This is a genomic window from Stenotrophomonas sp. YJH_SMC_6, from assembly GCF_059371335.1.
In genome coordinates, this window is sequence record NZ_JCAFUM010000007.1 from 55430 (window position 1) to 69394 (window position 13965).

General features: G+C 64.1%; 11 protein-coding genes. 8 read left to right on the top strand and 3 right to left on the bottom strand.

All coding sequences use genetic code 11. From position 1 onward, the window contains the following. Positions 1 to 60: 60 nt before the first annotated feature. The 3 genes from yidC to rpmH are packed head-to-tail and all read right to left on the bottom strand — an operon-like array spanning position 61 to position 2416. On the bottom strand, positions 61 to 1776 hold the full coding sequence (yidC, locus tag AC5P9N_RS09510; RefSeq protein ID WP_099484093.1) for a membrane protein insertase YidC: 1716 nt from the start codon (positions 1774 to 1776) through the stop codon (positions 61 to 63). After that, positions 1776 to 2270, bottom strand: coding sequence for a ribonuclease P protein component (rnpA, locus tag AC5P9N_RS09515; RefSeq protein ID WP_005411728.1), 495 nt, complete (start codon positions 2268 to 2270; stop codon positions 1776 to 1778). The genes yidC and rnpA overlap by 1 nt, the downstream gene beginning before the upstream one ends. A gap of 5 nt (positions 2271 to 2275) precedes the next feature. Next, a complete protein-coding gene (gene rpmH / locus AC5P9N_RS09520) occupies positions 2276 to 2416 on the bottom strand; it encodes a 50S ribosomal protein L34 (RefSeq protein WP_005411729.1) in 141 nt (46 codons plus the stop codon). A 256-nt stretch (positions 2417 to 2672) separates the two neighbouring features. On the opposite strand from rpmH, the gene dnaA reads away from it, so the two are divergent. The 8 genes from dnaA to AC5P9N_RS09560 all read left to right on the top strand — a co-directional run bounded on the left by dnaA (position 2673) and on the right by AC5P9N_RS09560 (position 13965). Continuing rightward, positions 2673 to 4004, top strand: coding sequence for a chromosomal replication initiator protein DnaA (gene dnaA, locus AC5P9N_RS09525; protein WP_005411730.1), 1332 nt, complete (start codon positions 2673 to 2675; stop codon positions 4002 to 4004). Positions 4005 to 4279: 275 nt separating this feature from the next. After that, on the top strand, positions 4280 to 5380 hold the full coding sequence (gene dnaN / locus AC5P9N_RS09530) for a DNA polymerase III subunit beta (protein WP_005411731.1): 1101 nt from the start codon (positions 4280 to 4282) through the stop codon (positions 5378 to 5380). Positions 5381 to 6375: 995 nt separating this feature from the next. Beyond that, positions 6376 to 7470 carry a DNA replication/repair protein RecF gene (recF, locus tag AC5P9N_RS09535; RefSeq protein WP_495223826.1) on the top strand — a complete coding sequence of 365 codons (1095 nt, stop codon included), beginning with the start codon at positions 6376 to 6378 and terminating at the stop codon, positions 7468 to 7470. A 112-nt stretch (positions 7471 to 7582) separates the two neighbouring features. Next, on the top strand, positions 7583 to 10042 hold the full coding sequence (gene gyrB / locus AC5P9N_RS09540) for a DNA topoisomerase (ATP-hydrolyzing) subunit B (RefSeq protein WP_005411733.1): 2460 nt from the start codon (positions 7583 to 7585) through the stop codon (positions 10040 to 10042). Positions 10043 to 10109: 67 nt separating this feature from the next. Next, the gene (locus tag AC5P9N_RS09545; protein WP_099484092.1) at positions 10110 to 10955 is read left to right on the top strand and encodes a CPBP family intramembrane glutamic endopeptidase; all 846 of its coding nucleotides are present in this window, start codon (positions 10110 to 10112) and stop codon (positions 10953 to 10955) included. 71 nt (positions 10956 to 11026) lie between these two features. Then, positions 11027 to 11833 (top strand): M48 family metallopeptidase, encoded by an 807-nt coding sequence (locus tag AC5P9N_RS09550; RefSeq protein ID WP_005411735.1) that lies wholly within the window; start codon positions 11027 to 11029, stop codon positions 11831 to 11833. Positions 11834 to 11965: 132 nt separating this feature from the next. Next, entirely contained in the window at positions 11966 to 13153 is a 1188-nt protein-coding gene (locus AC5P9N_RS09555) for a tetratricopeptide repeat protein (RefSeq protein ID WP_099484091.1), read from the top strand. Positions 13154 to 13296: 143 nt separating this feature from the next. Next, positions 13297 to 13965, top strand: coding sequence for an energy transducer TonB (locus AC5P9N_RS09560; RefSeq protein ID WP_005411737.1), 669 nt, complete (start codon positions 13297 to 13299; stop codon positions 13963 to 13965).

Below are 13965 nucleotides of genomic sequence, written 5' to 3' on the forward strand. Positions count from 1 at the left end.
AAAGCCCGCCTTGCGGCGGGCTTTTGCTGGGGTCAGCCGGCCAGCGGCCGGCTCTACCGATTACTTCTTTTTGAGCGGGGCCGGCGCGGTGGTGGCCGGGACCGGCTCGCCGCCATGGCGCTTGGTCATCCACCACTGCTGCAGCAGGCCCAGGCCGCCGTTGACCACCCAGTACAGGACCAGGCCGGACGGCATGAAGGCCATCATGACACCGAACACCAGCGGCATGAACTGCATCATCTTCTGCTGCATCGGGTCCATGCCCGGTGCCGGGGTCAGCTTCTGGGTGAACCACATCACTGCCACGTTGATGACCGGCAGGATGAAGTACGGGTCGCGTGCGGTCAGGTCCTGGATCCAGCCGAACCAGGGCGCCTGGCGCAGTTCGACCGATTCGACCAGCACCCAGTACAGGGCGAAGAAGATCGGCATCTGGATGAGGATCGGCAGGCAGCCCCCCATCGGATTGATCTTTTCCTTCTTGTACAGCTCCATCATCGCGGTCTGGAACTTCTGGCGGTCATCGCCATAGCGTTCCTTCAGCTGCGCGATGCGCGGCTGGAAACGACGCATCTTGGCGCCGCTCTTGTACTGGGTCGCCGACAGCGGGTACAGCACCAGCTTCAGCAGCACCACCAGGCCGACGATCGCCCAGCCCCAGTTGCCGACCAGCTTGTGCACCTGGTTCAGCACCCAGAACAGGCCCTGGCCGATCACCGCCATCATCGAGAAGCGGCTGTAGTCGACCACGCGGTCCAGGCCCGGCACGTCTTCCTTGGCGATCAGGTTGACCAGCTTCGGGCCGACCCACAGTCGGGCTTCGGTGCTGGTGGACTGGCCCGGGGCCACGGTGAAGGCCGGGCCACGCGCTTCGATCAGGTCACGACCAGCCACCTGCGACAGCACGTAGTGTGCGGTCTGGTCCTTCTGCGGGATCCAGGCGGTGAAGAAGTGGTGCTGCAGCATCGCCAGCCAGCCGCCGGTGATGTTCTGGTTCAGCGTGCCGTCTTCCAGGTAGTCCTTGAACGCACGACGCTGGTACTTCTTGTCGTTGTCGTACCAGGTGGCACCGTTGAAGCTGAAGGAATCGGGGTTGGTCATGCTCCGCGACAGGATGGTCGGGGTGCGGTCCAGGGTGCGGTAGACATAGCCGTTCCACGGCGCGGCGCCAGCGTTGCTGACTTCGTCCTTGAAGCGCACGGCGTACTCGTTGCGCGAGACGGTCAGGGTGCGCTTGATGGTCACGCCGTTGTCGGCGGTCCACACGAACGGGATCTGCAGCTCGTTCTGGCCCTTGGCCAGCACGAAGTCCTTGGTGTCACCCACCAGCTTGAAGCCGTCAGCGCCGGGGACCGGGGTGTTCTTGTCTTCGCTGGCCCAGCCACTGATCGCGCTGTACGGGTGCGCGGGGTCTTCGGTCAGCAGGCGGACCGGCGGGCTGCCTTCGTCCTTGGTCTGCGGGAACTGCAGCAGCTCGGCGTCGAGCACGCGGCCGCCGTCGAGCACCAGGCGCAGCACGTCGGTGGTGACGGTCACGCGCTGGCTGGCCGGGGTAGCGCTGGCTTGGGCCTGTGCGGCGGCCTGGCCGGGGGCGCCCGGCACCTGGGCGCTGGGGATGGCGCCGGGGTTCGCGCCCGGAACACTCTGTGCGGCGGCCGGGGCCGACGTGGTGGTTGGTGCCGGGGTCGGAGCAGCCTTTTCACGGCTCCACTCCATCCACAGCAGCACGGCCACCATCAGCCAGGCAAAAATGAGGAATACGCGGGTCTGGTTCATCAGCGGACAGGCTCGGCGGGGCCGGGACGCGATGCCGGCTCGGTCAAAGAAGGAGTTGCGATGCCATCAGGCGGCGGCATTGTGCCGTCCACGCCCGGCGTGGGCAATGCACGCAGGCGACGCAGCAGGCGCAGGAAGGCCTGGCGGATCTCGTCGTTGCTGGCGGAACGCGCAGCACTACGAGCCACGACGACAAAGTCGCCTGGCTGGATGTCGGTACGTGTCTGACGCAGGATGTCGCGCAGGACGCGCTTGATCCGGTTACGCCCGACGGCGTTCGGATCAACCTTGCGGGAAACCGCCAGACCCAGCCTGGCCGGCCGGTCAGCCGGCAGCCAGTGCAGGGTCATCAGCGGATCGGACACACGGCGGGCGCCGTTGAAGACCGTTGAGTATTCGGCACGCGTGCGAACCCGCGCAGAGCGAGGGAATCGCTTGCGCGGGTCTGCAGTATTCACTGTCGAAGGGATTGCGTCTGCCGCGGGGTGCGGCATGGCAATCAGGCGCTCAGGACTTTGCGGCCCTTGGCGCGGCGACGCGACAGGATCTTGCGGCCGTCAGCGGTCTTCATACGGGCACGGAAGCCGTGGTCGCGCTTACGCTTGAGGTTGCTGGGCTGGTAGGTGCGCTTCGTGGCCATTGGGGGCCTCTCGTATGAATGGGACGGAAAGAACCGGAAATTCTAGAGAGGTACCCTGCCCCAAGTCAACCCCTGGCAGCTACGCGAATTCACCGGGCTGTGCAATAGCTGTGGATGTTTTTGTGAATAAGTAGGGGACAAGCATTCCGAAGGCGGGCGCTCGGTGGTAGTCTGAGCCATCCATTTCCCCCCCTTTCAGGCCTGTGTTTGGGCGCCTTGTCGCGTCCATGCCCCGGCCACCGGACGATTATTGCTGATGGATGCTTGGTCCCGTAGTCTCGAGCGCCTCGAAGCGGAGTTCCCGCCGGAAGACGTTCATACCTGGCTGAAGCCACTGCAGGCCGATCTGCGCGTGGACAGCCTGGTGCTGTATGCACCGAATGCCTTCATCGTCGACCAGGTCCGCGAGCTGTACCTGGCCCGGATCCGCGAACTGCTGGCGCACTTCGCCGGTTTCAGCGACGTTTTTCTTGAAATCGGCTCGCGCCCGCGCCCTGTGGAGGCGCAGAACGCGCCGGTTTCCACGCCGTCGGCGCATGTGTCCAGCGAACCGCAGGTGCCGTTCGCCGGCAACCTGGACAACCACTACACGTTCGCCAACTTCGTCGAAGGCCGCAGCAACCAGCTGGGCCTGGCCGCCGCCTTCCAGGCGGCGCAGAAGCCGGGCGACCGCGCGCACAACCCGCTGCTGCTGTACGGGGGCACCGGCCTGGGCAAGACCCACCTGATGTTCGCCGCCGGCAACGCCATGCGCCAGGCCAATCCGGGCGCGAAGGTGCTGTACCTGCGTTCGGAACAGTTCTTCAGCGCGATGATCCGGGCCCTGCAGGAAAAGACCATGGATCAGTTCAAGCGCCAGTTCCAGCAGGTGGACGCGCTGCTGATCGATGACATCCAGTTCTTCGCCGGCAAGGACCGCACCCAGGAAGAGTTCTTCCACACCTTCAACGCGTTGTTCGATGGCAAGCAGCAGATCATCCTGACCTGCGACCGCTATCCGCGCGAAGTCGAGGGCCTGGAAGCGCGCCTGAAGTCGCGGCTTGCCTGGGGCCTGTCGGTCGCGATCGAACCGCCGGACTTCGAGACCCGCGCCGCGATCGTGCTGGCCAAGGCACGCGAACGCGGTGCCGAGATTCCCGATGATGTTGCGTTCCTGATCGCCAAGAAGATGCGCTCCAACGTGCGCGACCTCGAAGGCGCGCTCAATACCCTGACCGCCCGCGCCAATTTCACCGGCCGCGCGATCACCACCGAATTCGCCCAGGAAACCCTGCGCGACCTGCTGCGCGCCCAGCAGCAGGCGATCAGCATTCCCAACATCCAGAAAACCGTTGCCGACTACTACGGCCTGCAGATCAAGGATCTGCTGTCGAAGCGTCGGACCCGCTCGCTGGCACGCCCGCGCCAGGTCGCCATGGCCCTGACCAAGGAACTGACCGAGCACAGCCTTCCCGAGATCGGCGATGCCTTTGCCGGTCGCGATCACACCACGGTGCTGCATGCCTGCCGCCAGATCCGGACCCTGATGGAAACCGACGGCAAGCTCCGCGAGGACTGGGACAAGCTGATCCGGAAGCTGAGCGAATGATGCACGGATGCCGATGAGGCGTCATCGCACAAAACGGTGCAGAATCCGGTAGCAAGCGCGGGACACGTTGTGGATAAAAATGGCGTTTGAAATCGCGTCGGTTTTATCCACAGCTTTCCCCACCCCCTGGGGGTCGGTAATACAGAGGGTTTCGATGCCTGAAATCCTTTTATTTACAAAGACTTAGCGTTGTTTTCCAGCGATTCTGTCTCTACCAGCACCACCAAGCTTTTGATTTATTCCACATTTTTTAAAGCATAGGGGCACGGAACCACATGCGTTTCACACTGCAGCGCGAAGCCTTTCTCAAGCCGTTGGCACAGGTCGTCAACGTGGTCGAACGCCGCCAGACCCTTCCGGTTCTGGCCAATTTCCTGGTCCAGGTGCAGAACGGCCAGCTGTCGCTGACCGGTACCGACCTGGAAGTGGAGATGGTGTCGCGGATCGCGGTTGAAGACGCCCAGGACGGCGAAACCACCATTCCCGCCCGCAAGCTGTTCGAGATCATCCGCGCCCTGCCCGACGGCAGCCGGATTACCGTCTCGCAGACCGGTGACAAGATCACCGTGCAGGCCGGCCGCAGCCGCTTCACCCTGGCCACCCTGCCCTCCAACGACTTCCCGTCGGTGGACGAAGTGGAAGCCACCGAGCGCGTGGCCATCGGCGAAGCAACCCTGAAGGAACTGATCGAGCGCACTGCGTTCGCGATGGCCCAGCAGGACGTGCGCTACTACCTCAATGGCCTGCTGTTCGACCTGCGCGGCGATGCGCTGCGCACGGTCGCCACCGACGGCCATCGCTTGGCCCTGTGTGAAACCGATCTGGCCAAGCCCAGCGGTTCCAAGCGCCAGATCATCGTGCCGCGCAAGGGCGTGACCGAACTGCAGCGCCTGCTGGAGAGCGGCGATCGCGAGATCGAACTGGAAGTCGGCCGCAGCCACGTGCGCGTCAAGCGCGACGATGTCACCTTCACCTCGAAGCTGATCGACGGTCGTTTCCCGGATTACGAAGCGGTGATTCCGATCGGTGCCGACCGCGAAGTGAAGGTTGATCGTGAAGCACTGCGTGCCTCGCTGCAGCGCGCCGCGATCCTGTCCAACGAGAAGTACCGCGGCATCCGCGTGGAAGTCTCGCCGGGCAACCTGAAGATCAGCGCGCACAACCCGGAACAGGAAGAAGCCCAGGAAGAGATCGAAGCCGACACCACGGTCAGTGATCTGGCCATTGGCTTCAACGTGAACTACCTGCTGGATGCCCTCTCCGCGCTGCGCGATGAGGAGGTCATCATCCAGCTGCGCGATTCCAACTCTTCTGCGCTGGTTCGTGAATCCAGCAGTGAGAAGTCGCGTCACGTGGTCATGCCGCTGCGTCTCTGACAGCAGCCTGTTCCACGTGGAACCTAAGGACGCCCGGTATCTCCCCGGGCGTTTTTTTTTGCAGGTTCCACGTGGAGCATCGGAGTTCGCGGAATCTCCAGGTCTGGACGAATGTCTTGCTCGAGATTGCTGCTTGCCGATTGTTCTTGGTTGCCCCTCCGATGCAATCGGCCCTACGCGGTAGGAATCCAGGTTGCTGACCTGGGCGCTGCCCAGCCAACTTCGATCGAGTACGCAGTTCCGGGTCCTCAGCCTGATTGCAGGTGACCCGATCTGGTCGGATGGATGAAGCGGATCGCATCCGCTATCGCAGTGGTTGCTTCATCTGCAGACGTCACTGTCCACAGGCCCGGTTGGGGCCGGATCAGAGCTGGCCTAGCTTCTAAATCTGGGTATAAATCTAAAGCATGGTGGTGATGGTAGGCCCAGATTTCGTGGAAAAATGCATTATCCAATTGAATTTTAAGAGATTTATGCAGCTGAAACCCCCTGTATAGAGGCCCCTCAGGCTGGGGGGGAACCTGTGGATAGTTTGGCAGGTCGGGCAAAAGGACTTTTTTATCCACAGTTTGCCCATACCTTGTGTATAAGTCATACAGACCCGCTGTGGACAGCGTGAAACGAGCGGGCTGAATTCTTTGAAATCTGTGGAACCCTCCACGGCATCGCATCGTAGATTTCAAGAAATCCGCGCGGTGTTCGCGCAACCCACCGTCGAGGGCACCTGGCGATGCTCGCGGAATGAGGCTGAAATCGCTGAAATCTGAAGGCCTGTACCCTGCGCCGCCGCTCAGAATTCAAGGATTCCCGGGCATATCCAGACCCAGGCGAGCCCAGATGAGGGAGCGCCACCACGTGGAACACGCGTAGGGTTGCCAGGCGGAGGCTTCAGCACAGTGGCGATGTCTGGCGCGCCACGGCTGGCTTGACCGATGCAGTAAGCTGATGGATTCCCTGTCCCACTACCGCCTCGTGCGGATGGTCTTTCGCGCCCCATGCTTATCCGCCGCCTCGCCCTGCACCAACTGCGTCGCTTCAGTGCGGTGGACCTGTCGCCCCAGCCTGGATTGAACCTGCTGACCGGCGACAACGGTGCCGGCAAGACCAGCGTGCTCGAAGCCCTGCACCTGATGGCCTACGGGCGCAGCTTCCGTGGCCGGGTGCGCGACGGTCTGGTGCGCCAGGGCCAGGAAGCGCTGGAGATCTTCGTGGAATGGGACGAACAGCGTGCCGATCACCTGCCGCACCGCCGAAAGGCCGGGCTGCGCCACAGTGGCCAGGACTGGAAGGGACGATTGGACGGTGAAGACGTCGCGCAGCTGGGCAATCTCTGCGCAGCGCTGGCCGTGGTGACGTTCGAGCCGGGGAGCCATGCACTGGTCAGTGGGGGGGGCGAACCTCGCCGTCGCTTCCTCGATTGGGGCTTGTTCCACGTGGAACCGGATTTTCTCTCCCTGTGGCGCCGCTATTCCCGGGCGCTGAAGCAGCGCAATGCTCTGCTCAAGCAGGGCGGGCCGTCGCGGATGCTAGATACCTGGGATCACGAGCTGGCCGAGGCCGGGGAACCGCTGACCAGCCGCCGTCAGCACTACCTGGAGCGTCTGCAGCAGCGCACGGTGGCCTTGGCCGCCAGCCTGGCTCCGCAACTCGGCATCCAGGGTCTGGAACTGAGCCCCGGTTGGCGGCGGCATGAGCTTCCCTTGGCCGATGCCCTGCTTCTGGCCCGGGAACGCGACCGGCAGGCCGGCTATACCTCGGTCGGCCCACACCGGGCAGACTGGAGTGTGGATTTCCAGAGCATTCCGGGCCGTGATGCGTTGTCCCGTGGTCAGGCCAAGCTGACGGCATTGGCCTGCCTGCTGGCGCAGGCCGAGGACTATGCGGAACAGCGCGGCGAATGGCCGGTTATCGCGCTGGACGATCTGGCCTCGGAGCTGGATCGCACCCATCAGGCGCGGGTGCTGGAGCGCCTGCTCAATGGGCCGGCACAGATCTTCATCACCGCTACCGAAACCCCGGCGGCGCTGCTGGACCTGACCCACATCGCCCGGTTCCACGTGGAACATGCACAGATCGTGGCTGTGCCATAGTGGGCACACCAGGGCCGCTCGACCCCGGCTGGTATAATTCGGGTTGGAATCCTTTCATTCTCGGCACATCGCTCCAAGCGGTGGCCGACCTGCGGAGCCTACGGCAAGCGCAATGAGCGACGAACAGAACACCCCGGCAAACAACGGCAATTACGACGCCAACAGCATTACCGCCCTGGAAGGCCTGGAGGCTGTCCGCAAGCGTCCCGGCATGTACATCGGTGACGTGCATGACGGCACCGGTCTGCACCACATGGTGTTCGAGGTCGTCGACAACTCGATCGACGAAGCGCTGGCCGGCCACGCCGACCACGTTGCGGTGACGATCCACGCCGACGGTTCGGTCTCGGTGTCCGACAACGGCCGTGGTATCCCGACTGGCAAGCACGAGCAGATGAGTGCCAAGCTCGGTCGCGAAGTGTCTGCAGCCGAAGTCGTCATGACCGTCCTGCACGCAGGCGGCAAGTTCGACGACAACAGCTACAAGGTTTCGGGCGGCCTGCACGGCGTCGGCGTCAGCGTGGTCAACGCGCTGTCGCAGAAGCTGCTGGTGGACGTGTTCCAGAACGGCTTCCACTACCAGCAGGAATTCAGCAACGGCGCCGCAGTGACCGCGCTGGCCAAGCTGGAAACCACCACCAAGCGCGGCACTACCGTGCGCTTCTGGCCGTCCACCGTCGCCTTCCACGACAACGTGGAGTTCCACTACGACATCCTGGCCCGCCGCCTGCGCGAACTGTCGTTCCTGAACTCCGGCGTCAAGATCGTCCTTGCCGATGAGCGTGGCGACGGCCGTCGCGATGACTTCCACTACGAGGGGGGCATCCGCAGCTTCGTGGAGCATCTGGCCCAGCTGAAGACGCCGCTGCACCCGAACGTCATTTCAGTCACCGGCGAGCACAACGGCATCGTCGTGGATGTGGCGCTGCAGTGGACCGACTCCTATCAGGAGACGATGTACTGCTTCACCAACAACATTCCGCAGAAGGACGGCGGTACCCACCTGGCCGGTTTCCGCGGTGCGCTGACCCGTGTGCTCAACAACTACATCGAGCAGAACGGCATCGCCAAGCAGGCCAAGATCAACCTGACCGGCGACGACATGCGAGAAGGCATGATCGCGGTGCTGTCGGTGAAGGTTCCGGACCCGAGCTTCTCCAGCCAAACCAAGGAAAAGCTGGTCAGCTCCGACGTGCGTCCGGCGGTGGAAAACGCCTTCGGTGCGCGCCTGGAAGAGTTCCTGCAGGAGAACCCGAACGAAGCCAAGGCGATCGCCGGCAAGATCGTCGACGCCGCGCGTGCACGTGAAGCGGCGCGAAAGGCCCGCGACCTGACCCGCCGCAAGGGCGCGCTGGATATCGCCGGCCTGCCGGGCAAGCTGGCCGACTGCCAGGAAAAGGATCCGGCGCTGTCCGAACTGTTCATCGTCGAGGGTGACTCGGCAGGTGGCTCGGCCAAGCAGGGCCGCAACCGCAAGAACCAGGCGGTGCTGCCGCTGCGCGGCAAGATCCTCAACGTGGAACGCGCGCGCTTCGACCGCATGCTGTCCTCCGACCAGGTCGGCACGCTGATCACGGCGCTGGGCACCGGCATCGGCCGAGACGAGTACAACCCGGACAAGCTGCGTTACCACAAGATCATCATCATGACCGACGCCGACGTCGACGGCGCCCACATCCGCACCCTGCTGCTGACGTTCTTCTACCGTCAGATGCCGGAGCTGATCGAGCGCGGTTACGTCTACATCGGCCTGCCGCCGCTGTACAAGATCAAGCAGGGCAAGCAGGAGCTGTACCTGAAGGACGACCCGGCGCTGGACAGCTACCTGGCCAGCAGCGCGGTGGAAAACGCTGCGCTGGTGCCGGCCACCGGCGAGCCCGGCATCGAAGGCCTTGCGCTGGAAAAGCTGCTGCTGGCCTACGCGGCCGCGCTGGATTCGATCGAGCGCAACGCACATCGCTACGACCGCAACCTGCTTGAAGCGCTGGTCGATTTCGTGCCGATGGACCTGGAAAGCCTGCGCGCTGCCGGCGAAGGCGAGGGCCTGGATGCACTGGCCAAGCGCCTCAACCAGGGCAGCCTGGGCAGCCCGCGTTTCACGCTGGAACTGCAGGAAGCCAACGACGAGCGCCCGGCCGCTGTGCTGGTGACCCGTCGCCACATGGGCGAACAGCACATCCAGGTGCTGCCGATGTCGGCCTTCGAAAGCGGCGAACTGCGCGCGATCCACCAGGCATCGAAGCTGCTGCACGGTCTGGTCCGCGAAGGCGCGACCATTTCCCGCGGTGCCAAGTCGATCGAAGTCGACAGCTTTGCCAAGGCACAGAACTGGCTGCTCGAGGAGGCCAAGCGCGGCCGCCAGATCCAGCGATTCAAGGGTCTGGGTGAAATGAATCCGGAGCAGCTGTGGGACACCACGGTGAACCCGGAAACCCGCCGACTGCTGCAGGTGCGTATCGAGGACGCTGTCGCAGCCGACCAGATCTTCAGCACCCTGATGGGCGATGTCGTCGAACCGCGTCGCGATTTCATCGAAGACAACGCGCTGAAGGTCGCAAACCTGGATATCTGACACAATCGGGACACGGCCGGCGCGCGGGGAGGCGCGCCGCCCTTCGACTCTTGAACACAGGTACCTGATGTCAGCATCCGCCCCGGTCTCCGCTCCGCCCCCGGTTCCGCCGGCTTCTGCCGCGCCGCGTGCCGTTTCGCCGTTGGCGGGGTTCTTCATCGACCTGGGCATCGCCGCTGTCACCCTGTTCGGCCTGAGCCTGATCAGCGGCCTGCTGTGGGGCCTGTACCGTGGCGTGGTGGTTGGTTACGCGAACGCGCAGGCTGGCGCTGGCGCACCCGACGCCAGTTCGGTCGCGGCGTCACTGGGCCAGCCCGGCGCGCTTGCGCAGATTCTCATGGCACTGTTCGCCACCGGTGGCGCCGCGTTGCTGCTGTACTTCTGGCGACGGCCGGCCAACGCCGCCGAGCGCCACGCCTCGTGCCAGGCGCTGCGCCGCCCCCCCACCTGGGGCTGGACCCTGCTGGTGGCGACCCTGATCGTGCTCGGCAGCAACGGCATCGCCTTCCTGGCCAAGCAGGTCGGCGTCGAGCCGGTCCCCACCAATCTGGCGCTGATGCAGAACGCGATCGCACGTTTCCCGTTGTTCCTGGTGCTGTTCGCGGTGGTCCTGGCGCCGGCCTACGAGGAACTGCTGTTCCGCCGCGTGCTGTTTGGCCGCCTGTGGCAGGCCGGGCGGCCAGGGTTGGGCGTGGTACTGAGCAGCCTCGCGTTTGCCCTGATCCATGAGATCCCTGGCACCAGTGCCAATGGCCCGGCCGAAATCGCACAGCTGTGGCTGGTCTATGGTGGCATGGGAGCCGCGTTCTGCTGGCTCTACCGGCGCACCGGCACGTTGTGGGCGGCGGTCACCGCCCATGCGCTGAACAATGCGGTCGCCCTTGCGGCGATGGTGTTCCTGGGGTCAACGTAAGGCCGCGTCCGCTTGACGAAAGATTAAGCCGCTACGCTACACACTCCGCATATGAACACGGGGGAGTTTCCATGAAACAACTGCTGCTGGCCCTTGTCATCACCACCCTGGTCAGCGCCTGCGCGACCACCACCTCCCCTACCGGTCGCCGGCAGATGGTGGGCGGCGTCTCGCAGGCGCAGCTGGACCAGCTCGGCGCACAGGCGTTCGCCGAAACCAAGCAGAAGGAAAAGATCAGCACCGACGGCCGCCAGAACGGTTACGTGCAGTGCGTGGTCAACGCCCTGGTCGCGCAGCTGCCAGCTCAATACCGTGGCGTACGGTGGGAGACGGCGGTATTCGTCGACAAGGAACCCAACGCCTTCGCCCTGCCCGGCGGCAAGGTCGGCGTGAACACCGGCATCTTCACCGTGGCCAAGAACCAGGATCAGCTGGCTGCCGTGATCGGCCATGAAATCGGTCATGTCATCGCCCGCCACCACGAAGAGCGCATCACCCGCCAGATGGGTGCGCAGACCGGGCTGGCCGTGCTCGGCGCGCTGGCTGGCGCAGCCTACGGCGAAGGTGCTGCCAGCACCGTCAACCAGCTCGGTGGCATGGGCGCGCAGACTGCCTTCCTGCTGCCGGGCTCGCGGACGCAGGAAAGCGAGGCTGACGTGATCGGCCAGCGGCTGATGGCCCAGGCCGGATTCAATCCGGCGCAGGCGGTCGACCTGTGGCAGAACATGATGGCCGCCAGCGGCGGTCGCAGCCCGCAATGGCTGTCCACCCACCCGGATCCGGCCAACCGGATCCAGGAACTGCGACGTGATGCCCCGGGCCTGACGCCGGTCTATCAGCAGGCGCAGGCGGCCGGGCTACGGCCAAAGTGCGGATGAGTGCGCAGTTCTATGCTGTATTGCAGCACATAAAACGATTTCTCACGCCATCTGTTTCTGATACGTTTGGCGGCTCAGATTTTTCTGACAGTCCGACTTTGCCGCTAACCGGCGGTTCGATCGAGGTGAACGATGATTTTCCGTAACCACAAAGCTGTGCTTTCCGTCCTCGTCGCGACCGCCCTGACCGGCGCCGTGGTCACCGATGCCTTCGCGCAGTCCTCGCGTTCCTCCGAGCGCGGCAACCGTGGCGGCAAGCAGGCCAAGGCCGAGGCGCTGTACCCGAACGCGACCCGCCAGGAGCCGATGGTCAAGGCTTCGGCCAAGATGGGCAGCAAGCTGCAGAAAATGATCGACAGCTACAACAAGGAAAAGTTCCCGGAAACCCGCACCCAGGCCGACGCCATCCTGGCTGACAGCGCCGCGAACGAGTACGACAAGTCGCTGGCCGCGCAGCTGGCCTCGCAGGCTGCCTACCAGACCGATGACGCCCCGGCTGCCATCGCCTACCTGAAGCAGGTCCTGCAGTTCAACGGCCTGGACAACAACGGCCACTTCCAGTCGATGCTGATGCTGGGCCAGTTGCAGCTGCAGGAAGACCAGACAGCCGAAGGCCTGGCAACCCTCGACAAGTACTTCGCCGAGAGCAAGTCGACCAAGCCGGAAGAACTGATCGCCAAGGGCCAGGCGCTGTACCAGCTGGAGCGCTACCAGGAAGCGATTCCGGTGCTGAAGCAGGCCATCGCCGGCTCCGCCGAACCGAAGGACAACTGGAACCAGCTGCTGATGGCGGCCCTGTCCGAAGCCGGCCAGTCCGGCGAAGCGGTCAAGGAAGCCGAGGCGCTGGCCGCCAAGAACCCGAACGACAAGAAGGCCCAGCTGAACCTGGCCAGCATGTACATGCAGGCCGACCAGATGGACAAGGCGGCCGCGGTGATGGACAAGCTGCGCAGCAGCGGCCAGCTCACCGAAGAGCGCGAGTACAAGCAGCTGTACTCCATCTATGCCAACACCGACAAAAAGGAAAAGGACGTCATCGCGGTCATCAACGAAGGGTTGCAGAAGGGCATCCTGAAGCCGGACTACCAGGTTTACCTGGCGCTGGCCCAGTCCTACTACTACTCCGACCAGGTGCCGCAGGCGATCGATGCGTGGCAGAAGGCTGCCCCGCTGTCCAAGGACGGTGAGACCTACCTGAACCTGGCACGCGTCCTGCATGCCGAAGGTCGCATCCCGGAGGCCAAGCAGGCCGCCCAGCAGGCGCTGGCGAAGGGTGTGAAGAACCAGGCTGATGCCAAGAAAATCATCAACCTGAAGTAAGTAGGAATAACGCCTGAATGCCTGCCCAGTTGATGCGCAGGCGCTCAGGATTGGTATAAGCTTGGAGGTTCCTGCGGTGTCATGCACCGCTGATCAGGGATTCCGCCCCCGGCATCCCGGCCCCACTATTGAGCTCTTGGCGCATGACGGAACAACTAGTCGTTCACCGGTACGAACAACCCGATGACAAGGGGCTGAGCTGGCCTCGCATCGTCGGCATCGCGTTTGTAATTGCCCTGCATCTGGCCGCCTTCATGATGCTCCTCATTCCCGCCGTGGCTCCCAAGGCCGTGGCTGAGAAGGAGCGCAACGTCATGGTGACCATCGTCGATGCGCCGCCGCCGCCGCCCCCGCCGCCGCCGCCGCCGCCGCCGACCGATACTCCGCCGCCGCCGGTGAAGAATCTGTCGCCGCCGAAGCCGTCGCCGGTCCCGCCGCCGCCGCAGGCGCCGGTCGTGGACGTGCCGGAGCCGCGCCCGAGCGATATCGTCACCCCGCCGTCGCCCCCCGCGCCGCCGGCACCTGCGACCTCGATCGAGGCCAGCGTGGACATCTCGTCGAAGGCCATGAATCCGCCGCGCTACCCGCCGGCCGCCTTCCGCGCGGGTATCCAGGGCGAAGTGATCCTGATCATTGATGTCGATGCCAACGGCAACGTCACCAATGTCACGGTGGAAAAGTCCAGCCGTAACCGCGACCTGGACCGTGCCGCGATGGAAGCGGCTCGCAAGTGGCGCTTCAACGCCGCTGAATCTGGCGGTAAGAAGGCGGCAGGTCGCGTTCGCGTCCCGGTCAACTTTGCGCTGAACTGA

What these genes read in the sequence shown, in the direction of transcription:
- yidC (WP_099484093.1), bottom strand. Translation starts at nt 1,776, where the DNA reads ATGAACCAGACCCGCGTATTCCTCATTTTTGCCTGGCTGATGGTGGCC.
- rnpA (WP_005411728.1), bottom strand. Translation starts at nt 2,270, where the DNA reads ATGCCGCACCCCGCGGCAGACGCAATCCCTTCGACAGTGAATACTGCA.
- rpmH (WP_005411729.1), bottom strand. Translation starts at nt 2,416, where the DNA reads ATGGCCACGAAGCGCACCTACCAGCCCAGCAACCTCAAGCGTAAGCGC.
- dnaA (WP_005411730.1), top strand. Translation starts at nt 2,673, where the DNA reads ATGGATGCTTGGTCCCGTAGTCTCGAGCGCCTCGAAGCGGAGTTCCCG.
- dnaN (WP_005411731.1), top strand. Translation starts at nt 4,280, where the DNA reads ATGCGTTTCACACTGCAGCGCGAAGCCTTTCTCAAGCCGTTGGCACAG.
- recF (WP_495223826.1), top strand. Translation starts at nt 6,376, where the DNA reads ATGCTTATCCGCCGCCTCGCCCTGCACCAACTGCGTCGCTTCAGTGCG.
- gyrB (WP_005411733.1), top strand. Translation starts at nt 7,583, where the DNA reads ATGAGCGACGAACAGAACACCCCGGCAAACAACGGCAATTACGACGCC.
- AC5P9N_RS09545 (WP_099484092.1), top strand. Translation starts at nt 10,110, where the DNA reads ATGTCAGCATCCGCCCCGGTCTCCGCTCCGCCCCCGGTTCCGCCGGCT.
- AC5P9N_RS09550 (WP_005411735.1), top strand. Translation starts at nt 11,027, where the DNA reads ATGAAACAACTGCTGCTGGCCCTTGTCATCACCACCCTGGTCAGCGCC.
- AC5P9N_RS09555 (WP_099484091.1), top strand. Translation starts at nt 11,966, where the DNA reads ATGATTTTCCGTAACCACAAAGCTGTGCTTTCCGTCCTCGTCGCGACC.
- AC5P9N_RS09560 (WP_005411737.1), top strand. Translation starts at nt 13,297, where the DNA reads ATGACGGAACAACTAGTCGTTCACCGGTACGAACAACCCGATGACAAG.